This is a genomic window from Lentzea terrae, from assembly GCF_003265345.1.
GTDB classification, from domain to species: Bacteria; Actinomycetota; Actinomycetes; order Mycobacteriales; family Pseudonocardiaceae; genus Lentzea; species Lentzea terrae.
Genome location: NZ_QFWW01000008.1, coordinates 228082 through 247868, shown reverse-complemented (window position 1 = coordinate 247868; position 19787 = coordinate 228082). Strand labels below are relative to the sequence as shown.

The window sequence follows — 19787 nt, the reverse complement described above, 5'->3', positions numbered from 1 at the left end:
ACATGCCGGACCCGGACGTCTCGCTGCTGCGGCCGTACCTGCTCACGTCCGGACGGACCGAGCCGATCGACCGCGACCTGGAGATCGAGACCCAGGTGCTGACCAGTGAGCTCGGCGCGGCGTCGCACGCGAGCCTGTCGTTCGAGCGCCGCGACATCGTGGCGCTGTGCACGAAGACCATGTCGGTGGCGGAGGTCGCCGCGATCCTCGGGCTGCACATCGGTGTGGCCCGAGTGCTCGTGGCGGACCTGGCGGCGCTGCGGTACGTGGTCATCCACCGCCCGGCCGCTGGCCTCGCCGGCGATCCCGCCATGATCGAGAGGATCATCCGCCGCCTTGAAGCCATCAGCTGAGCCCCGCACCCCGACACCGGTCAAGATCATCATCGCGGGAGGTTTCGGGGTCGGCAAGACGACGGCGGTGTCGTCCATCTCCGAGATCACGCCACTGCGCACCGAGGCGGCCATCACCACGGCCTCCGACGACGTGGACCGCACCGGCCACGTGCCGGGCAAGACCACCACCACGGTGGCATTGGACTTCGGCTGCATCACGATCGACGACGACGTCAAGCTGTACCTGTTCGGCACACCGGGCCAGGACCGCTTCGGCTTCATGTGGCGCGACCTGGCACACGGTGCGCTGGGCGCGCTCGTGATCGTCGACACGCGGCGCATGGACGAGTGCTATCCGGCCGTCGACTACTTCGAGAAGGCGGGCCTGCCGTTCGTCGTCGCGGTCAACCTGTTCGAGGGCAGGCTCAGCCACGCGACGGCGGACATCCGCTGGGCGCTGGCGATCGCCGACCACGTCCCGCTCATCACGTTCGACGCCCGCGCCAAGCTCTCGGTTCGCGACGCGCTCCTGACCGTTCTGCGGACGACGCTGGAGCGCGCGACTTCGTAGCGGCGGCGGTCTACCTGAACCAGCGCAGGTAGACCGCCGCCGGTCCGTCAACTCGTCGTGCTGACGATCCGATCGTCACCGGGGCGGACGCTGCCGCGTCCGTCGCGGTTCGACGTCGAGAACCACAGCGTGCCGTCCGGTGCCGAAGCGACCCCGCGCAACCGGCCGTAGGTGCCGGAGAACAGGGCCGCCGGCTGGCCGACGGCGCCGTCGGCGCCGACCGGGATCTTCCACAGTCGCTGTCCGCGCAACGCCGCCATGTAGAGGCTTCCGTTGTGGAAGGCCAGACCGCTGGGTGAGGCCGTCGCGGTGGACCACGTCAGCAGCGGGTCGACGAACCTGGGGTCGTTGCACGCACCTTCGCAGGTCGGCCAGCCGTAGTTGCCGCCGGCCCGGATGCCGTTCAGCTCGTCGAGCCGGTTCTGCCCCAGTTCGGCGGCGAACATCCGGCCGCCGGTGTCCCAGGCCAGGCCCTGGACGTTGCGGTGGCCGAGGCTGTAGACGAGCGACGAGGTCGGGTTGCCCGGTGCGGGCGTGCCGTCCATCGTCATGCGCAGGATCTTGCCCGCCAACGAGCTCGGGTTCTGCGCGTTGGCGGTGTTGCCCGCGTCGCCGGTGCCCGCGTAGAGCAGTCCGTCCGGGCCGAACGACAAACCGCCGCCGTTGTGGATCGTCCGGCCGCGCGGGATGCCGGTCACGATCGGCTGCGGTGTCTCGCCGATGCGGAACCTCGCGATTCGATTGTCCGAAGTGGACGTGTAGTAGACGAACACGTACCCGTCGGTGGTGTAGCTCGGTGACACGGCGATGCCCAGCAGGCCGCCCTCACCCTCCGCCACGACGCCGGGGATGCGGGCCACCTCGCGCGTCGTCCCGTCGCTGACGGACAGCACGCGGGCCGAGCCGCGTTCGGTCACCAGCGCCGACTGATCCGGCAGGAACGCGATGTCCCACGGCACGACCAGGTCCGTCGCCACGTCGCGCTCGACGGCGGCAGCGGTCCCCGGTGTCAGCGACAGGCCCATGGCCACTGCCGCTACGGCCAGCAGACCTTCACGAAATCTCATGCATGCCTCCTTGTGGACGCAATGTCGGCGGCGGCGGCAGCGCGAGAACTCAGTCCTATGCAAGCACACTGTGAGAGCGCGCCCAACACCCTCGGGCGCAGGGCCGGGTGTCGGAGTTTTCGAAACATTACCAAATAACGCCGTCGCGCTCCCTCCTGGAAGCCTTGCCACCGCAGCGGATTCCTGCGGCCCAACAGGCCCGCTCACCTGTGCTTTCACCAGCACGGCAAGATCTTCTTCACAGGCCCGCCGGCGTTCGCCGATTTGCCGGCCGAGCCGGAAGTCATCCTTGATCGGCCGAACTCTTTCAGTTGATACTGCTCAGCGCTTCACTTCGGGCATCGTTTGGACAAGGCGCGATCCGGACCGCCCGCACCGAGTAAAAACCCATTCGCGCCCGCGTTCCGCGGGTGCTTTCTCAGAAAGCGCCGAACATGACACTGACACTGAAGTCAGTCGCACGAGTCGCGCTCGTGTCATCCCTGGTCGCCGCCGCTGCCGGCACCGCGATCCTGGGCGCCTCACCCGCCAGCGGCGCCGCCTCCACGCTCGCGGCGGCGGCCCAGCAAAGCGGCCGCTACTTCGGCACCGCGGTGGCCGCGAACAAGCTGGGTGACTCGACCTACACCGGAATCCTCAACCGCGAGTTCGACATGGTCACGGCCGAGAACGAGATGAAGATGGACGCGACCGAGCCGAACCAGGGCCGGTTCAGCTACGGCAACGCGGACCGGATCGTGAACCACGCGCGCAACCAGGGCAAGCGGGTGCGCGGGCACGCGTTGGCGTGGCACTCGCAACAGCCCGGCTGGATGCAGAACATGTCCGGCACCGCGCTGCGCAACGCGGTGCAGAACCACGTCACGCAGGTCGCGACCTACTACCGCGGCAAGATCTACGCCTGGGACGTGGTGAACGAGGCGTTCGCCGACGGCAGCAGCGGCGCCCGGCGCGACTCCAACCTCCAGCGCACCGGCAACGACTGGATCGAGGCCGCCTTCCGCGCGGCCCGCGCGGCCGACGCCGGCGCCAAACTCTGCTACAACGACTACAACACCGACAACTGGTCCCACGCCAAGACCCAGGCCGTCTACCGGATGGTGCAGGACTTCAAGTCCCGCGGCGTCCCCATCGACTGCGTCGGGTTCCAGGCACACTTCAACAGCGGCAACCCGGTTCCCTCCAACTACCACACCACCCTGCAGAACTTCGCCAACCTCGGCGTCGACGTGCAGATCACCGAACTCGACATCGAGGGCTCCGGCAGCACGCAGGCCCAGCAGTACCAGGGCGTCACGCAGGCCTGCCTCGCCGTGTCGCGCTGCACCGGCATCACCGTGTGGGGCATCCGCGACACCGACTCCTGGCGCGCTTCCGGCACGCCGCTGTTGTTCGACGGCAACGGCAACAAGAAGGCCGCCTACACCTCGGTCCTCAACGTCCTGAACGGTGCGACGGGCACCAACCCGCCGACCACCACGACCACCGCACCGAACCCCGGCGGCTGCACCGCGACCTACGCCGAGGGTGAGAAGTGGAGCGACCGCTTCAACGGCCAGGTCACCGTCTCCGGCACGGACAACTGGGTCGTCACCGTCACCGTCAGCTCACCCCAGCGGATCATCGCCACCTGGAACACCAACGCGACCTGGGACACGGCGGACGTGATGACCGCACGCCCCAACGGCAACGGCAACACGTTCGGCTTCACGATCATGCACGGCGGCAACTGGAGCTGGCCCAGCATCTCCTGCCGGGTCGGCTGAGCGCGCGGGAGAGCCCCGGCCGGGGCTCTCCCGGTGTTCACGGACGGTGGAGCCACTCGACGAGCTCGGGCGGAGCCAGTTCGGCCACGCGGCTGCGGTAGCGGTCGAGTGCGGCGGAGTCGAGCAGGCTCCGCCACTGGCCGCTGGTGCCGGAGCGGAAGAAGTTCTCGTTGCTGCGCCACAGTTTGTGGTCGACGCCGGGAGCCAGCTCGTCGGCGCGGCCGCGCATGCGGTCGAACGTCGCCGCGGCCACCAGCTCGTCGACGCGTTCGTCGCTGATCTCGATCGACAGCAGCCGCGCCAGGCGCCGCAGTTCGCCGGGCAGGTCGGCTTTGAGGTCCGCGTAGTGGAACAGCGCGACCTGGGGCTCGTTGCGACGGTCCCAGAACGTGCGCACGTGGTTGACCAGGTTGGCCAGACTCACGCCGAACGAAGTCGTGTCGTTGAGGAGATCCGAGTCGGCCCACGCCCAGAACCGGTCGACCGGGTCCAGTGGCGGGGGCGGGGGCTGCTCCGGGTCGAACCCGCCTGGGGGGATGGCATCCGGATGGATGTTGGCCGTGGCGTTCTCGAAGGACAGCATGGCGTCCCTCGGGTCGCGCCCGACGCAGATGTAGGTGACGTCCTCGTGGAACGGCAGGCCGTCGAGCGGTGTGTGGGTCTTGATGAAACGCCGGTGCTCCTGGCTTTCCAGCGCGGCCAGCGTCGCAGCCGTGTCGTAGGTCGTCGCGTCGAGCCACGGGGAGATCTCGGTGAGCGGCCGGTCGAACTCGGTCTTGTCGAAGATCAGCAACGCGCACAGCATCTGCATCCAGGTCGTGCCGCACTTCGCCGGCGGGCTGAGCACGACGTCCCCTGGCCGGAACGGGAAGTCGGCCCACAGGGCGCTGTCGGACACCACCGTGCGATAACGCCGCAACGCAGCCATGTTCAGCTCCCCCACTGTTGACGCCTGCGCTCTCAGGGTGCCACGCGCGGGCACCCGGCCAGCAGGTCCCAGCGGCCCAATCACGAGGTCAGCGAGATCCGCCACAAGGCACCAGTCGACGACCGGGAAGGACGTTGGCAGCCCGGCGCAGAACCAGGACGTCGGAACTACGCCAATGTTGTCGACTTCGCGGACCTCGAAGACGACATGTGGATGCCCGCAAGAGATCGACCACCGATAGGTACACCGAGACATCACCAGGCGCCGAAACCAGTTTGAAATGCTTGAACCAGCCTTCTCCAGGCGAATTCCAGGCCATTCATAATGATCGAGGGACACTCGCCTGCACATCACCGAAATGGAGTACTTTTAGGCCGATCGATCCAGCTCGACACGCCATCCGGACGCACGTGACGACACCCTTCTGCCAGGCGGTTCCCTTTTGTGGACTATGAGAACACCAACGATGGTGTGAGGATCGCGCATCGACATCGAACCCGCTCGGGTTGCCGGCCCCGATAGCCATCGATAGCGTCGAATTGCAACAGCGAGATTGTTGCCGCTGTCGCATTTTAACGGGGCGCGCAGGTATCCGAGGGGTCAGTGGTGATCGAACAATTCACAGAACGGCTGTGCCATGCCGACGGCGTGCGTCCTGCCGACCTGAAAGCCATGGATTTACCGGAGCTGAACGAACTGGCGGGGGCGATTCGGTCCTTTTTGATCGACCGGGTGACGCGGTCCGGTGGCCATCTGGGGTCGAACCTCGGCGTGGTCGAGCTGACGCTGGCGTTGCACCGCAGCTTCACCTCACCGGCGGACCGGATCATCTGGGACACCGGGCACCAGGCGTACGTGCACAAGATGGTCACCGGGCGGTCGGCCGACTTCGTCCGGTTGCGCACGTCGTCCGGGCTGTCGGGTTATCCGAGCCGCAAGGAGTCCGAGCACGATCACGTGGAGAACTCCCACGCGTCGACCGCGCTGTCGTACGCCGACGGGTTCGCGAAGGCGGACGAGGTGAGTCGTGTCGCAGACCGGCACGTCGTCGCCATCATCGGCGACGGCACGCTGACGGGTGGCATGGCGTGGGAGGCCTTGAACAACATCGGCGAGGCCGAACGCAAGGTCATCGTGGTGCTCAACGACAACGGGCGTTCCTACAGTCCCACGGTGGGCGTGGCCGGGCGGCTGCACATGAACGATGACGCGGGCTTGTTCGTCCACATGGGACTTGCCTACCTCGGTCCCGTCGATGGGCATGATCTCGTTGCGCTGCAGGAGGCATTCGAGGAGGCGAAGCGCGTACCGGGGCCGGTGATCGTGCATTGCCGGACCGTGAAGGGACGCGGGTACCGGCCTGCCGAAACCGACGAGACAGACCGGCTGCACGCGGTGCCGGCGCAACGATCGGCAGCAACAGCAGCAGGCCTGACGTGGACGCGGGTGTTCGGTGACGAACTGGTCCGGCTCGCCGAGGATCGGCCGGACATCGTCGCGGTCACCGCCGCCATGTTGCACCCGGTCGGCCTCGGCGCGTTCGCAGCACGGTATCCGGACCGCGTGTTCGACGTGGGGCTCGCCGAGCAGCACGCGGTGACCTCGAGTGCCGCTATGGCGATGGCGGGTCTGCGGCCGGTGGTGCCGATCTACTCGACGTTCCTCAACCGCGCGTTCGACCAGGTGCTGCTGGACTGCGGGCTGCACGAGTGCCCGGTCACCTTCGTGCTGGACAGATCAGGTATCACCGGCGAGGACGGTCCGAGCCACCACGGCATGTGGGATCTGTCGCTGCTGCGGATCGTGCCGAACATGCGCTTGGCCGCACCGCGCGATGGCACGACGTTGCGGCAGGCCCTGCGCGCCGGAGTGGAGAACGCGGGAGGGCCGACGGCGGTGCGCTTCCCGAAAGGCGAGCTGCCTGCCGACTTTCCCGTTCGTGAGGTGTGCGACGGCATCGACGTCTTGCACGGGGAGGGACGGCCGAAGCGCAAGCGCGACGTGCTGCTCGTCGCCGTGGGTGCGATGGCGGCGGAATGCCTTGCCGCGGCAGCCGAACTGGAAGCACAGGGCGTGACCGTCACCGTGGTGGACCCGCGCTGGGTGGTGCCGTTGCCGGACACGCTGGCGAGCGCGGCGGCTCACCATCGGATCACGATGTCGGTGGAGGACAACACCCGCACCGGCGGTGTCGGCACCGCACTCGTGCAGTTGTTGCAGGACAACGACATCACCCAGCCGGTCCGCACGATGGCGGTCGAGCCCGCGTTCCACGCTCATGGCAGCCGCAAGAGCATCCTGTCCGGTCTCGGGCTGACCGGCCCGTGCATCGCCGAAACCGCTCGCACGACGCTGTGCCACTGGTTTGGCGAACACTCGATCTGCGCGGAGGTGTCGTGATGCCTGCTACCTCACGCCGTCCCACCCGTCAGCTCTCGCTGGGCAAAGTCGGTGTGGGCAGCGAACATCCTGTTTCGGTGCAGTCCATGACCACGACGCCGACCGCGCACGTCGACGCCACCCTGCAGCAGATCGCGGAGCTGACAGCGGCGGGCTGCGACATCGTGCGGGTGGCGTGTCCGAGTGCCGACGACGCCGAGGCGCTGCCCTCGATCGCGCGGAAGTCACCGATTCCGGTGGTGGCCGACATCCACTTCCAGCCGCGATACGTGTTCGCGGCGATCGAGGCCGGCTGCGCCGGAGTCCGGGTCAACCCCGGCAACATCCGGAAGTTCGACGACCAGGTCGAGGAGATCGCCGCGGCAGCGCGCGACCACGGCACGCCCATCCGGATCGGGGTGAACGCCGGCTCGCTCGACCGGCGGCTGCTGGCCAAGCACGGTTCGGCGACCCCCGAGGCGCTGGCGGAGTCCGCGTTGTGGGAGGCGGGTCTCTTCGCCGAGCACGGGTTCCACGACCTCAAGATCTCGGTCAAGCACCACGACCCGACGACGATGGTTCGCGCGTACGAAATTCTTGCGGCGCAATGTGATTATCCGTTGCACCTGGGCGTGACGGAGGCGGGTCCGCTGATCCAGGGCACGGTCAAGTCCGCGGTCGCGTTCAGCGCGTTGCTGCGGCAGGGAATCGGCGACACCATCCGGGTCTCGTTGTCCGCGCCACCGGTCGAGGAGGTCAAGGTCGGCACACAGATCCTGCAGTCGCTCGACCTGCGGCCGCGCAAGCTGGAGATCGTCTCCTGCCCGTCGTGCGGACGTGCCCAGGTCGACGTGTACCGGCTGACCGAAGAGGTGACCGCGGCGCTGGAAGGGATCGAGACACCGCTGCGGGTCGCCGTGATGGGCTGCGTCGTGAACGGGCCCGGCGAGGCCAGGGAAGCCGACCTCGGTGTGGCGTCCGGTAACGGCAAAGGCCAGATCTTCGTGCGAGGCGAGGTCGTGAAGACCGTTCCCGAGGCGCAGATCGCCGAAACCCTGATCGAGGAAGCCCTGCGGCTGAGCGAAGAACAAGGGAGTCCGGCATGACCTCGCTGCTCGTCTACAGCGACGATGCCGCACTCGCTCGCACGATCAGTGAGAGCGTGCCCGCGGCCACCGTTCTGCCTTTCGGTCACCGGTCGCAGCACGCGGCCAACGGACGGCTTGGCGTGGCCGTGCGGCGTGGTGACGCCACCGCGGCCACCGACGACCTCATCGTGGCGGCGTTGCGGGCCGACGGTGTGCCCGCCGGCCGTGATCGGAGCCCGGCGCTGCTGCCGACGGTCACGTTTTCCCGCCACGACGGCGACGAAGCACTGGCGGCCGCGCTGAAGCGCTGGTCGGCGGCGCGTTCGGACCGTGCTGTTGTGCTCGCGGCGCCGCGAGCGGCGTGCGCCGGTGTCGACCGCGCCGTGGAGATCGTCGAGCTCGCACTGCGCAGATTCGGCCGACCGGTGTACGTGCGCAAACAGATCGTCCACAACGAACACGTCGTCGCAGACCTGGCGGGACGGGGTGCGGTGTTCGTGGAGTCCGTTGAAGAAGTGCCGCACGGCGCCACTGTCGTGTTTTCCGCACACGGTGTCTCACCAGCGGTCCGTGCGGCGGCATCGGACCGGAACCTCGTCACGATCGACGCAACCTGCCCACTGGTGGCCAAGGTGCATTCGGAGGCGCGCAAACACGCCGAACACGGACGCACCATAGCCTTCATCGGACATGCCGGACACGAGGAAACCGAAGGTACGTTGGGAGAAGCGCCCGGCGTGACGCACCTCGTGGAGACCGTCGAGGACGCCGAGACGTTCGATCCCGGAGATCCGGAACGCGTCGCCTTCCTGACCCAGACCACGCTGGCGACCGCCGAAGCCGAGCGCATTGCCTCGGTCATCCGCCGCCGTTTTCCCACCGCGCACGGACCGCGAGGCGCGGACATCTGCTATGCCACCACCAACCGCCAGCAAGCCGTCCAGGCGGTCGCAAGCCGCGCCGAACTCGTGCTCGTCGTCGGCTCGGCCACGTCGTCGAACGCCAACCGGCTCGTGGAGGTCGCGAGCAGGGCAGGCAGCCGGTCCTTGCTCATCGAGGACGCGACGGAGCTGGATCCGGCGCTGCTGACCGGCGTCACGACCATCGGCCTCACCGCGGCGGCGTCCACACCCGAACTGCTCGTCGAACAGGTGCTCGACGCCCTGCGCGGGCTCGGTGAGATCTCGGTGGACGAGGTCCGGGTCGCACGCGAGGACATCACCTTCACGCTTCCCGCGCAGCTCCGCTGACCAGAGGGGGACGAAATGACCATCGACCAAGCTCTGACCGTCCACGACGTGTATCCGGCTGTGCGCGCCCGGATCGAGCGCCTGCTGGACGACCTCGCCGATGACAGGCAGATGCACCAGGCCGTGGCGTTGCTGCTGCAGACGCGTGCGCCGGAAGACGCAATGCTGTTGACGCCGCTGCTCGTGCACGACGCGGAGGCCGAAAACCCAGGTGACGCGGTGGCCATCGCATCGGCCCACCACCTGTGGTGGCTGGCCGCGCACGTCATGGACGACGTGATCGACTCAGCGCCGTTGACGTACAACAACGAGCTCGGCGCCGGCGAGTCGGTGATGGCGGCGGTGTGCTGCGGCATCAGCTTGCCCACCAAGCTGATCTGCGCCGACTTCCCGTCCGCGACCGCCACCGCGATCCTGCGCGAGTACGCCGACGCGTGGACCACGTCCAACAACGGCCAGATCCGCGACCTGCGCAACCAGGTCGGCAACACCTCGTGCGGCGAGGTGTTGCGCACCTACCGGGACAAGAACGGCGCGGCCTACGGCATGGCGTGCGCGGCGGCCGCGCTGGCCGCGGGCGCGGCGCCCAGCCGGGTGGAGGCGTGGCGGGAGTTCGGGTACGCGCTCGGCACCGTCGGCCAGTTCCGCAACGACCAGGAGGACATCGTCTCCGGGGAGCACGAAGACCTGCACAACGGCACCGCCACGTTCCTGCTGACGCACTTCCTCGAGAACTGCTGCACCACGGCTGATCGACGGCGCTGGCTCGCCTTGCTCGGCTCGGGCGACCCCGCACCCGAGGACCTCGAAGCCCTCGTGCGCGAGATGACCGACCCGCGGTGTCTGGCCGGCTACTACGCGACGATCGCCGAGATGCACGACCGGGTGGTCACGCTGCTGCGCGATCTCACCGAAGGGCTTCGCGAGCGCCCTGTCGTGCGGCAGCTGCACGTGCTCGCCGATCGGGCGGCGGCACCTGTGGACGGGTTTCCGCGCGTGACCGGCCGGTTACCCACCGCAGGAGCCGCACCTGCGGCCAGCTGACGGAGGTCGACTCGCCGTGCCCGTGACCGCTCACCGTGCCACGCGCCCCGGCCTCCCGCTCGCCGCCGGACTGCTGTCGGCGCAGCTGATCACCACGCTGGACACCTCCATCGTCAACGTCGCCCTGCCCAGCATGCGGTCGGCGCTGCGGATCCCGGCCGCGCAGCTGCACTGGGTCGTGACCGCCTATCTGGTGGTACTGGGCGGGTTCCTGCTGGTGTGCGGCAGGCTGGCCGACCACGTCGAGCCGCGCGCCATGCTGCGCGCGGGCTTCCTGCTGTTCCTGGCGGGATCGGTGCTGGGTGCGCTTGCCACGCAGCCGTGGATGCTGATCACCGGCCGCTCGGTGCAGGGCCTCGCGGCCGCGATCATCACTCCCGCCGCACTGGCGTTGATCACCGCTGTCTCCGTTGCCGGGGAGCGACGGCTGTGGCTGCTCGGCTGGTGGTCGGCAGTCGGCTCGATCGGCTTCGCCGGCGGTGGTGTGGTGGGCGGCATCCTGGTCCGCTACCTGTCGTGGCAGGCGGTGATGTGGGTGAACGTTCCGCTGTGCCTGCTGGCCATCGCGTTGCTGACTGCGGTGCCCGGCACGCCGCCCGGTGCTCGCCGGCCGTGGCCTGGTCTTCGCGCGGTGGTCAGCTCCGCGCTCGTCACCACCGCGTCCGGCGCACTGATGCTGGTGCTGAGCTCGGTGACCACCGGATCGGGTCGCTCGACCGCGTTCATCGCCGCAGCGGTGTGTCTGCTCACTGCCGGCACCGCGTTCATGCTGGAACGGAGCCGGGCCGAACCGTTGATCCCCTTGCCCCAGCTGCACACTCGCGCGCTGCTGGTCTCCATCACGATCATCCTGTTGTTCGGCGTCGTGGCCACGAGCGGCCTCTTCGTCATCATGACCCTCCACCTCCAGGACGTGCTGCGGCTGGATCCGCTGTGGACAGGTATCGCCTTCCTGCCGATCGCCGTCGTCGCCGCACTCGCCGCACCGATGGTGGAGCGGGTGCGGCGACACCTGTCCCGGCGTGCGCTGCTGTTGACCGGGCTTGGCCTGATCGGCGCGGGCCTCGGATGGCTGACGTCGCTGGACCGGTCCCACGACTACCTGACCGGAATGCTGCCGGCGATGGTGCTCGTCGGTGTCGGCTTCGTGCCCGTGCTCGTGATCGCGACCGAAGTCGGCACCAACGCCGCCACCGCGGAAGCCCGCGGTGCGGCGTCCGGCATCGTGAACATGACCTCCCAGCTCGCCGGTGCGCTCGGCGTGGTCCTGTACCTGACGTCGAGCGCCAACGGCTACGCCGCCACGTTCACGGTCACCACCGTCCTGACCGCCCTCGCGTTCGCGCTCGTCGCGCTGCCTGCGGTGGGCGACGTGCTCCGCGACGAACCGCTTGAGGAGAACCGATGACGACTCCCCCACGGGTGCAGGACGTCATGACCCGCCAGACACCGGCAGACGCACCGGAGCGGCTGCTGACAGCACACGACGACACACCACGGCAGTTGACGTTCCCCACCGGTGAGACCGGTCTGCTCGTCACCGGCTACGACGACGTCCGCCGAGTGCTCTCCGACGCAGAGGCGTTCAGCTCCGTCGACGCCCCGTTCGGTCACCTGATCAACGACGATCCAGGAGCCCCGGTTCCGCCAGGGGCGATGCTCGGCATGAACGGTGCCGACCACATGCGCCTGCGCGGGAAACTGGTCGCCGAGTTCACCGTGCGGCGCATGCGTTCCTTCGCACCCCACGTACGCTCCATTGTGGACGACGTGCTGGACGGGCTCACCGGCCACACCGCCGACCTCAACCGCGAGTTCTCCCAACGCGTCACCGCCCACACCATCGGCGAACTGCTCGGCCTGCCCACGCAGGACCGGGAGCAACTCGGCCACTGGGCCACCCAGATCAACGACATCACCCTGCCGAGCGCGACCCGCCGCAGCGCCGACGACCACGTGCACCACTACGTCCGCGAGCGCCTGCACGCCGGCACCCCGGGCCTGCTCAGCAGGCTGGCACGCAGTTCGGCGGAATCCGACGACCCGCTCTCCGACGACGAGCTCACCACCATTGGCGCCACGCTGGTCGTCGCCGGCCAGGAGACCACCGCGAACGCGATCAGCCTCGGGGCACTCACCCTCATCCGCTATCCCGAGCTGCGCCGCCACCTCGCCACCGCCCCCTCGTCGATCACAGACCTGAGCGAGGAACTGCTGCGGTACCAGTCGATCGTGCACCTGGGCGTCGCCCGGAGGTGCACCTCCGCCACCACCGTGGCAGGACGCGAGGTCCGGCGCGGCGACCTCGTCGTCCCCTCCATCGCCGATGCCAACCACGACCCCGCGCTCACCTCGTGCCCTCAGAGGCTGGACCCGCGCCGCGGCCGCACCCGGCACGTCGCCTTCGGACACGGCGCCCACCAGTGCCTGGGCCAGCACCTCGCCCGGCTCCAGCTCGCCGAGTCGCTGACGGCGCTCGTCCGGCGCGTACCGTCGCTGGCGCTCGCAGTGCCGGTGGATCAGGTCCGCGGTCTGATGAACATGACGGTCTACGGTGTTGATGAACTTCCAGTCAGGTGGCAGGAGATCCTTCCACGGTCGTCGAACGGCTCTGATCCGCGCTGATCGACCGGGCGTTGGTCTCGTCCACGTCGCTGTACTCGTCGGCGGTGAGCCCCGGTTCCTCCGCCACCAGAACGAGCTTCTCCTCGACATCCGCGATCAGCTCGTCCTGCCGCGTGTCGGTGACCAAGGAATTCGACTGCGCGTGGAATCAGTTCTTCATCCACAATGGACATCTCGTGCCGCACCCGCGAACGGCCGCACTAGTGGCCGACTTGCAGTCCCACGAGGAGTTCCGCTCGTTGTGGGACCGCCACGACGTACGCCCGTCCCGCGACGAGATCAAGCGGTTCAACCACCCCGACGCCGGCTTCTCACCCTGCGCCGCCAGACCCTCACCGTCGCCGGAGCCGAGGACCACGTGATCATCGTCTACCAACCGGAGCCCGGCAGTTCCTCGGCCGACGCCCTGACAAGGTTGCTCTAGCCAGAACGGCTCGCTCCGCCGCGGCAGCAGGGTCAGCACTCACCGGCAGCGAGAACGTCGGCCAGTAGGCTTCACGACATCGGATTCCGTTGTGGGGGCGGGGGGGTTCTGGCCTGTGCTGGATCAGGTGCGGTGGGCGCTGGACGCCATCGTCTTCGTGTTGTCGGATCCGCTCACCGCAGGCGGCGTGGTGGTCGGAGCGGCGGCGCTGGGCGCGAGCGGGTGGTTCGCGGCGCGGAGGTTCGGGTGGCGGCCGGTTCCCTCCGTGTTCGCGGGGATCTTTCTCGGCCTTGTGCTCGCCCTGACGTTCTCGCGGTCTCAGCCGAGCTGGGCGTTGGTCGGCACGGAGTTCTGTCTCCTCAACGGCTTCTCGCTGCACGGGGTGTCAGAGCTGTTCAACGCGCTGCTGTTCGTGCCGGTGGTGTGGTGCGCGGCGCTCGCGACGCGACGGCCGCTCGCGGTGCTGGTGTCGGCGGTGGCGTTGAGCGCGGTGATCGAGGTCCTGCAGCCGCTCGTCGGGCGCGGTATGTGCGAGACGCAGGACTTTTTCAACAACAGTGCCGGAGCCGTGGTGGCGGCTGCTGTCGCGGCCGGTTACGTGGCGTTGCGCGACCGTACGACGGTACAGTGATAAACGGGACCCCGTCAGTCCTCGCACACCCTGAGGGGATCGCCTCGGCGCACGCCGGGAACGTCGGCCAGGACCGCGAACACGGCCTGGCTCACGTACAGCAGCGCCGCGCGTCGGGGGTGCCGGGACACCACATCGGCCGTGCCGACCACGCTGCGCGGCACCCAGAAGTCGCCGTCGACGGAGCTCTTTGCCGTGCCGCACGACGAACACGGCGGCTCGCCCTCGAAGCGCGTGTGGCGCGGGCACGGGGTGAGGACGGCGACTTCGGCACGCAGTGCGGCCATGCGGGCCGAAGTCTCGCCGTGCGCGTCCAGGAGGTCCTCGACGACCAGTCCTTCCGCGACTTCGCGCAGTGCGGAGATGAGCCGCGTCGACAGCAGGAGGCCGCCGTCCGGGAGGTTCACGACCTCCCAGCCGTTCGGCCCCGGGTGTCCGCCGTCGGGAGCGGGCGCGTCGAGCAGGGACTCGTCGATGCGGACCGGCCGCACCTGCGTGACGTCGAAGGCGTCGTGGTGGCCGCATTCGGGACACGGTGGGTCGTCGCGGAAGGGTTCGCCGAGCACGAACGGCGGGTCGAGGGACAGGTCGGCGCCGGTGACCCCGATGAAGTCGGCCGTGGCGTAGTCCTGGTCCTCGAAGTCGGTTCGCGACGACCGCAGCGGCGTCAGACCGAGTGCTGTCACCGCGTCCGCCAGCGCATCGGCGACTTCGACGGAACCGGTGTGCGCCAGCCACATCACCTCGCCGACCGGGGAGATCTCGGCCCGGTCCGCCCAGGAGCCCATGACCTGGCCGACGTGTCGCCAGTCCACGTCCAGCCGATCGTCGCGGGCCACCGCGACGGACCACGTGCGCCTCATCTGTCCCCTCGCCGTCAGATCAGTTTCGCCGCCGAGTCTGCGATGCCGGCGCCATAAGCGCTCGGTGGGATTCCTGGATCGGTCTGGGTGTGCAGAAGCAGGTAGTAGGCGGTCATCGCGGCGGCGAACTGGGCCTTGTCGCCGGGGTTCGCGCGCAGGTGCGCGATGAACGCGACCGCCACCGCGTTCGGCACCACCACGAACTTCTTGGCGGCCGCGAACGCCGCGATGTCCACGTGCAGTTCGGGATGGATGACGTGCAGGTGGATGTCGTGCCGCACGTTCATCAACGGCTGGTCGAACGCTCCGCCGACGTACTTCGGCCACGAGTGGTGCCCGTGGATGGGATGCCCGCCCCTGCCGAGCTTCCCGTTCCAGTCCAGAATGCCGCCCAGGAAACGCAGGTTCCACCGGAACGGCTTCTTGCTGCGCTTCCGCCTCCGCCGCGCCCTCTCCCGTTCGCGCTCGCGGGGCACGGGCTTGGGCTTGGCCTTCGCGATCTCCTTGATGAGCAGGTAGAGCAGCACGATCACGGCGATGACCAGCAGCACGATGCCCAGCCACCACAGGACCGTGGCGATCGAGACCCCGGCGGCGATCGGGATGGCGATCGCGGCAGCCGCGGCGGGCGGTGAGGCCATCCGCGCGGCCGACCGCAGCCGTGCCGTGGTGAAGCCCTCCAGCGGCGCGGTCACGGCGGTGTCGTTCTGCCCGCCACCACCACCGGTCAGGAACTCGCGGATCCTGCCGGCGACGGACCGCAGCAGCGACCTGGCACCGTCCACAACGGACCGTCCGGCGTCGGCCAGCGCGGTGACCGGGGCGCGGACGAGGTCCAGCACCGTCGAGGCGATGTCCCGCAGCGCCTGGCCGACCTTGGTGGCGTAGCCGCGCACCACGTCGAGAGCCTGCCGCACCACCGCCGTCACGGCCTCGCGCACCTTCGCGAACACGTCGGCGGCGATCGAGCCCACCTTCTGCCCGACCGCGGCGATCCCCTCGCGCAGGCGGTTCGCGTAGTCGCTCGCCGACGCACGGGTCGCGGCGAGGATCCCGCCCTGCGCGGCCGCCGCCTGGGCGACCGTGGCGGAGTTCTCGGCGCTGACGTGCGCGACCTCCTCGACGTCGGTCGCCGGGTCACCGCCCACGTCGAGGTTGGCCAGCCCGTCGGCGCGGTTCGCCTCGATGCGCGCCACCGCACCCCGTTCGACGGCCGTGACGTGCCCGGCCGACTCGCCGAACAGCTTGCGCACCGCGCTCTTCGCCGACATCCAGGCCGACCTCAGCGCCGAGGTGACGCCGCGGACGACTCGCCGCAGCGCTCCGGAGATCGCGTCGATGCCCCGTTCGACCATGGACCGGATCGCGTCGCCGACCCGGCGGATGGCGCCCTGAGCGGTCCGCGCGACCTGCTCGACCAGCCCTGCCGTCTCGCTGACGATGCTGGAGAGGAACCCCGTCACCTGTGAGACCACGGACCGCACGCGTCCGGCAACCCGTTCGGCCGCGCCCAGCACCCAGGTCCGCAGCCTGCCCACGCCCGGAAGGTTCGGGATCGGCAGTGCTCTGGCGAACGACAGCACGCCGGACGCGACGCGCCCCACCGTGTTGTTCACCGTGGACCGTGCCGCGGCGGCCCCGGAGCGCATCCGTGCCGCCGTTCCCGCGACCAGCCCCGCCGTGCCTGCGGCGAGCCCGGTCACCGTGCCGACGACCGAACCGGCGGTACCGCGCAACCATCCCGCGACCTGCCCGATGGCCCCGTCCACGGCGGCACCCACCCGTCCGACCGCGCCACCGAACCCGGCGTCCACGCCTTGGCCCGCTTGGGCTTCCTGCGCTGCCAGCTCGGTGCGGCGGGCCTGCGAGGCGGTGCGCACGGTCGTGATGGACGTCTGGGTGTCCGCGTCGATCGCGGCGGCCTGCCCGGTGACGGACTCCGGCAGCTCGGCGGACTCCCCGGTCGGCGCTTCCTGGTCGGCGGCGGGCGCCGGGGCAGCGGGCTCGAGCAACCGCTGGACCGCCGCGTTGCCTGCGGACCGTTGCAGGGCCAGCAGTCTGCCGCGGGGACCACCTGGCAGCGCGGGAGCGGCGCGGTGGGTGCGTTCGCGCGCCGGAGCGCCGACCCGTTCGGTCTCGCCCTCGCCCTGCCTCGTGATGGCCATGGCTGCCCTCCGTCACGCCGAGGACCACGATGCCTTCCTGGCGACCAGCTCGGACAGCCCGTGACGCCAACCGCTCGGGCAGAATTCACTGCCCTGGCGGGCACCGTGCTGGTGGAGCGGAAGCCCAACAACGCTCTGAGACCGCGTGGACCGATCAGACGAGGCGGTGCTCGAACGCGAACGCCGCCGCCGCGGTGCGCGACCCGACGTCCAGCTTGGCGAAGATGTTCGACAGGTGCCGGGCGACGGTCTTCTCCGACAACACCAGCACCGAGGCGATCTCCGGGTTGCTGCGACCCGCCGCCACGAGCCGCAGCACCTCGATCTCGCGTGGACTCAGGCCGCCGGGCGCCTCCCGGTCGGCGACGAGCTCGGCCACCGCCCGCTCCGCCGGTCGCGCGCCCAGCTCGGCGAAGACCTTCCTGGCTGCGGTCAGTTCACCGGCCGCGGACTCCTCGTCGCCGAGCAGCCGGAGTGCCCTGCCGATCAGGACTCGGCTCCTGGCGACCTCGTGGGGTGCGGAGAGCTGGTTCCACCCGCTGACGGCCTCGCGTGCCGCGGCGAGTCCCACGTCCGCGTTTCCCTGGGCCAGGGCGACCGACGCGGCGGCGTACGCGGCGGACGCCTGCAGGGCCGTGCAGTCGAAGGAGTCGGCGATCTCGCGCAGTTGCTGCGCGAGCGGCGCGGCCTCGTCCGCCGCGCCCGCCTCGACCAGCACCTCGACCGCCGCCGGGAGTGCCTGCGACCGGTGGACCGGGTCCTGCCACTCCGCCAGCAACCGGTGGACCGCAGCCGCCGCGGCTTCGCGGCGTCCCCTCGCCAGCCACAGCAGTGCGCGGCCCGGTTGAGCGGGATGACCGTGGCCGGCCGCCTCCTCGTACGCGGCCTCGGCGGCGTCGTGGTCACCTTGGAGTCGCAGCGCCTCGCCCCGCTCGTAGGAGGCCTGGCCGACGGCCTGGTGGCCGCCCTGTGCCGCATACCGCCGGGCGGCGTGCTCGAGCTCGGCGACCGCCTCGCCGTAGGCACCGTGCAGCCGCATCAACTGGCCGCGGTGGACGGCGCACTGCCCCGTGAACGCGACCAGGCCGGGCTGGGCGTCGCACCAGATGGTCAGCGCACGGGTCCATTCACCCGCACGGCGGAAGTCGCACACTTCCTGGCACGCCTCGATCGACGAGCAGTAGACGATGCCCGCGAAGATCGGCGAAGCCTCCCCCGCCAGCACCCCCACCATCGCCTCGTCGAGCAGCCGCAGCCCGTCGGCGACCCTCCCGGAGAAGATCGTCAGCCGGCCTTCGCAGTGCAGCCCGAGGGCGACCAGGTCGGGCTCGTGGAAACGTTGCCCGTAGCCGGTGACCTGCGGAGCCAACGCGACCGCCGCGCCGAACTCCCCCTTCACGATATGGCTCATCAGCTGCTGGTAGCAGAGGAAGCCGCGCTCGGCCACGTCGCCGGCCACGTCGTCGAGGATCCGCTGGGCCCGCGACGCCCAGCCGCTTCCGATCGCCGCCTCGCCGCCGTGGAACAGCACGGTCGAGAGCCAGAGCGCGGAACGGGCGGCGGCGAGCACCTCGCCGTGGTCGACATTGATCTGGTACGACCGCTGCAAGGCCTGGACGCAGTCGTTGCCCTGCCCGAGCAGGAAGGCCGTGGTGGCGAGCGAGACGAAGTCGTCGGCGGTCAGCTCTGCCTCTTCCAGGCCTGAGAGAGCCTCGTACGCCAGCACCCATTCGCGACGCACGAAGGCCTCGCGGGCCTGACGCAGATCGTCCACGACGCTCATGGCGCACCATCCTCTTGCGCCATGAGCGTAACCGCCGGGGCGAGCTAGTGGCGTGGCCCAGAACGACGGCCGGGTAATTCACGCTCAGCAGGGCGCCTCGCGGCACCGCCCCCGCGCCCCCATACGTCCGGTATGAGGACGCGGGGGCGGCACCACGATGCACCCGTCTGACCGCGAATTCGCCTGGCAACGTTCTGGGCCACGCCACTAGCGCCGGGAGATCATCTCCGCCGCGATCGGGAGCAGCGCCAGCAGCGCCGCGGCCGACTGCAGGTAGAACTGCACCACGCCGATCGGCACGAGCCGGGACAGCCCGAAGACGACCAGTGCGGCGGCGATCAGGACGGCCCTGCTCCTTCCCGTCGCGGCTGAGCGCACCACCGCCACCGCGAAGAGCAGCGTGCCCACGGCGAACAGCAGCGAACCGCCGATCAGCACCGGCACGAACCAGCCCTCCAGCGCGTCCTGCGTGGCCGCGAGGTCGGCACCGGTCTCGTGCGCGGCCAGCACCGAGAGCTCCATGCCGGGCAGTACGGCGTACAGCGTGCTGCCGGCCACCACGAACCCGAGGCCGACCGCGCTCAGCGAGTGGTCGCCACGCTCCCGCAGATGGCCGCGGACCGCGATGAACGCCAGTGCGATCAGCGCCGACGCGACCGCCGCAGCGAGATGGGACAGTCCCCAGCGGGTGAGGTCGCCGGCCGCGGCGTGGGCCACCGCCTCGCTGTCCGGCAGACGACCGGGCAACGGTGGATGCCACAGCAACGCCCCTGCGAGCGCAAGCGGGCCGCTCGCGACGAGGACTGCTCTCCCCTTGGACGCGGTCTCGCGCGCCGTCTGTTCCAGGCTGATGGACATGGCTTCCTCC

At 69.6% G+C, this 19787-nt stretch carries 18 protein-coding genes; 11 read left to right on the top strand and 7 right to left on the bottom strand.

The annotated features are described in order from the left end of the window. Positions 1-2: 2 nt before the first annotated feature. Both DI276_RS15480 and DI276_RS15475 read left to right on the top strand, forming a co-directional pair. The gene (locus DI276_RS15480) at positions 3-353 is read left to right on the top strand and encodes a DUF742 domain-containing protein (protein ID WP_112264036.1); all 351 of its coding nucleotides are present in this window, start codon (positions 3-5) and stop codon (positions 351-353) included. Further along, complete coding sequence (locus DI276_RS15475; protein WP_112264035.1) at positions 337-906, top strand: GTP-binding protein; 570 nt, start codon at positions 337-339, stop codon at positions 904-906. Before DI276_RS15480 ends, DI276_RS15475 begins: the two co-directional genes overlap by 17 nt. A 47-nt stretch (positions 907-953) precedes the next feature. Here DI276_RS15475 and DI276_RS15470 read toward each other — a convergent pair whose 3' ends face one another. Next, positions 954-1973, bottom strand: coding sequence for a PQQ-dependent sugar dehydrogenase (locus DI276_RS15470; RefSeq protein ID WP_112264034.1), 1020 nt, complete (start codon positions 1971-1973; stop codon positions 954-956). 434 nt (positions 1974-2407) lie between these two features. On the opposite strand from DI276_RS15470, the gene DI276_RS15465 reads away from it, so the two are divergent. Next, the gene (locus DI276_RS15465) at positions 2408-3739 is read left to right on the top strand and encodes an endo-1,4-beta-xylanase (RefSeq protein ID WP_112264033.1); all 1332 of its coding nucleotides are present in this window, start codon (positions 2408-2410) and stop codon (positions 3737-3739) included. A gap of 37 nt (positions 3740-3776) precedes the next feature. Here the strand turns inward: DI276_RS15465 and DI276_RS15460 are convergent, their stop codons facing one another. After that, positions 3777-4667, bottom strand: coding sequence for a sulfotransferase domain-containing protein (locus tag DI276_RS15460; RefSeq protein WP_157984726.1), 891 nt, complete (start codon positions 4665-4667; stop codon positions 3777-3779). Positions 4668-5273: 606 nt separating this feature from the next. Between DI276_RS15460 and DI276_RS15455 the strand changes: the two genes are divergently transcribed. The 6 genes from DI276_RS15455 to DI276_RS15430 are packed head-to-tail and all read left to right on the top strand — an operon-like array spanning position 5274 to position 13053. Then, the gene (locus DI276_RS15455) at positions 5274-7067 is read left to right on the top strand and encodes a 1-deoxy-D-xylulose-5-phosphate synthase (protein WP_232836673.1); all 1794 of its coding nucleotides are present in this window, start codon (positions 5274-5276) and stop codon (positions 7065-7067) included. Then, the gene (ispG, locus tag DI276_RS15450; protein WP_112264031.1) at positions 7067-8152 is read left to right on the top strand and encodes a flavodoxin-dependent (E)-4-hydroxy-3-methylbut-2-enyl-diphosphate synthase; all 1086 of its coding nucleotides are present in this window, start codon (positions 7067-7069) and stop codon (positions 8150-8152) included. Before DI276_RS15455 ends, ispG begins: the two co-directional genes overlap by 1 nt. Further along, positions 8149-9384, top strand: coding sequence for a 4-hydroxy-3-methylbut-2-enyl diphosphate reductase (gene ispH / locus DI276_RS15445; RefSeq protein WP_112264030.1), 1236 nt, complete (start codon positions 8149-8151; stop codon positions 9382-9384). The genes ispG and ispH overlap by 4 nt, the downstream gene beginning before the upstream one ends. A 15-nt stretch (positions 9385-9399) precedes the next feature. After that, positions 9400-10428, top strand: coding sequence for a polyprenyl synthetase family protein (locus DI276_RS15440; RefSeq protein WP_112264029.1), 1029 nt, complete (start codon positions 9400-9402; stop codon positions 10426-10428). A 16-nt stretch (positions 10429-10444) separates the two neighbouring features. Continuing rightward, positions 10445-11836 carry an MFS transporter gene (locus DI276_RS15435; RefSeq protein WP_157984725.1) on the top strand — a complete coding sequence of 464 codons (1392 nt, stop codon included), beginning with the start codon at positions 10445-10447 and terminating at the stop codon, positions 11834-11836. Continuing rightward, positions 11833-13053, top strand: coding sequence for a cytochrome P450 (locus DI276_RS15430; protein ID WP_112264027.1), 1221 nt, complete (start codon positions 11833-11835; stop codon positions 13051-13053). The genes DI276_RS15435 and DI276_RS15430 overlap by 4 nt, the downstream gene beginning before the upstream one ends. On the opposite strand, the gene DI276_RS15425 is transcribed toward DI276_RS15430, so the two are convergent. After that, positions 13001-13180, bottom strand: coding sequence for a hypothetical protein (locus tag DI276_RS15425; protein WP_112264026.1), 180 nt, complete (start codon positions 13178-13180; stop codon positions 13001-13003). The genes DI276_RS15430 and DI276_RS15425 overlap by 53 nt on opposite strands. Between DI276_RS15425 and DI276_RS53390 the strand changes: the two genes are divergently transcribed. Together DI276_RS53390 and DI276_RS15415 are read left to right on the top strand one after the other, a co-directional pair. Further along, positions 13098-13415 carry an MmyB family transcriptional regulator gene (locus DI276_RS53390; RefSeq protein ID WP_408610552.1) on the top strand — a complete coding sequence of 106 codons (318 nt, stop codon included), beginning with the start codon at positions 13098-13100 and terminating at the stop codon, positions 13413-13415. The genes DI276_RS15425 and DI276_RS53390 overlap by 83 nt on opposite strands. A gap of 177 nt (positions 13416-13592) precedes the next feature. Next, positions 13593-14108: a VanZ family protein gene (locus tag DI276_RS15415; protein WP_157984724.1), complete on the top strand. Its 516-nt coding sequence runs from the start codon at positions 13593-13595 to the stop codon at positions 14106-14108. A gap of 14 nt (positions 14109-14122) precedes the next feature. Here DI276_RS15415 and DI276_RS15410 read toward each other — a convergent pair whose 3' ends face one another. The 4 genes from DI276_RS15410 to DI276_RS15395 form a co-directional block, all read right to left on the bottom strand. Further along, positions 14123-14971 carry a hypothetical protein gene (locus tag DI276_RS15410; protein WP_112264024.1) on the bottom strand — a complete coding sequence of 283 codons (849 nt, stop codon included), beginning with the start codon at positions 14969-14971 and terminating at the stop codon, positions 14123-14125. Between the two features lie 14 nt (positions 14972-14985). Further along, positions 14986-17136 (bottom strand): hypothetical protein, encoded by a 2151-nt coding sequence (locus tag DI276_RS15405; RefSeq protein WP_112264023.1) that lies wholly within the window; start codon positions 17134-17136, stop codon positions 14986-14988. 154 nt (positions 17137-17290) lie between these two features. After that, complete coding sequence (locus DI276_RS15400) at positions 17291-18919, bottom strand: response regulator transcription factor (RefSeq protein ID WP_112264022.1); 1629 nt, start codon at positions 18917-18919, stop codon at positions 17291-17293. Between the two features lie 207 nt (positions 18920-19126). Further along, complete coding sequence (locus DI276_RS15395) at positions 19127-19777, bottom strand: hypothetical protein (protein ID WP_112264021.1); 651 nt, start codon at positions 19775-19777, stop codon at positions 19127-19129. Positions 19778-19787 lie beyond the last annotated feature (10 nt).

Coding starts and splice junctions, on each gene's coding strand:
- DI276_RS15440 (WP_112264029.1), top strand. CDS start 9,400: ATGACCATCGACCAAGCTCTGACCGTCCACGACGTGTATCCGGCTGTG.
- DI276_RS15395 (WP_112264021.1), bottom strand. CDS start 19,777: ATGTCCATCAGCCTGGAACAGACGGCGCGCGAGACCGCGTCCAAGGGG.
- ispH (WP_112264030.1), top strand. CDS start 8,149: ATGACCTCGCTGCTCGTCTACAGCGACGATGCCGCACTCGCTCGCACG.
- DI276_RS15400 (WP_112264022.1), bottom strand. CDS start 18,919: ATGAGCGTCGTGGACGATCTGCGTCAGGCCCGCGAGGCCTTCGTGCGT.
- ispG (WP_112264031.1), top strand. CDS start 7,067: ATGCCTGCTACCTCACGCCGTCCCACCCGTCAGCTCTCGCTGGGCAAA.
- DI276_RS15460 (WP_157984726.1), bottom strand. CDS start 4,667: ATGGCTGCGTTGCGGCGTTATCGCACGGTGGTGTCCGACAGCGCCCTG.
- DI276_RS15410 (WP_112264024.1), bottom strand. CDS start 14,971: ATGAGGCGCACGTGGTCCGTCGCGGTGGCCCGCGACGATCGGCTGGAC.
- DI276_RS15465 (WP_112264033.1), top strand. CDS start 2,408: ATGACACTGACACTGAAGTCAGTCGCACGAGTCGCGCTCGTGTCATCC.
- DI276_RS15405 (WP_112264023.1), bottom strand. CDS start 17,136: ATGGCCATCACGAGGCAGGGCGAGGGCGAGACCGAACGGGTCGGCGCT.
- DI276_RS15430 (WP_112264027.1), top strand. CDS start 11,833: ATGACGACTCCCCCACGGGTGCAGGACGTCATGACCCGCCAGACACCG.
- DI276_RS15470 (WP_112264034.1), bottom strand. CDS start 1,973: ATGAGATTTCGTGAAGGTCTGCTGGCCGTAGCGGCAGTGGCCATGGGC.
- DI276_RS15480 (WP_112264036.1), top strand. CDS start 3: ATGCCGGACCCGGACGTCTCGCTGCTGCGGCCGTACCTGCTCACGTCC.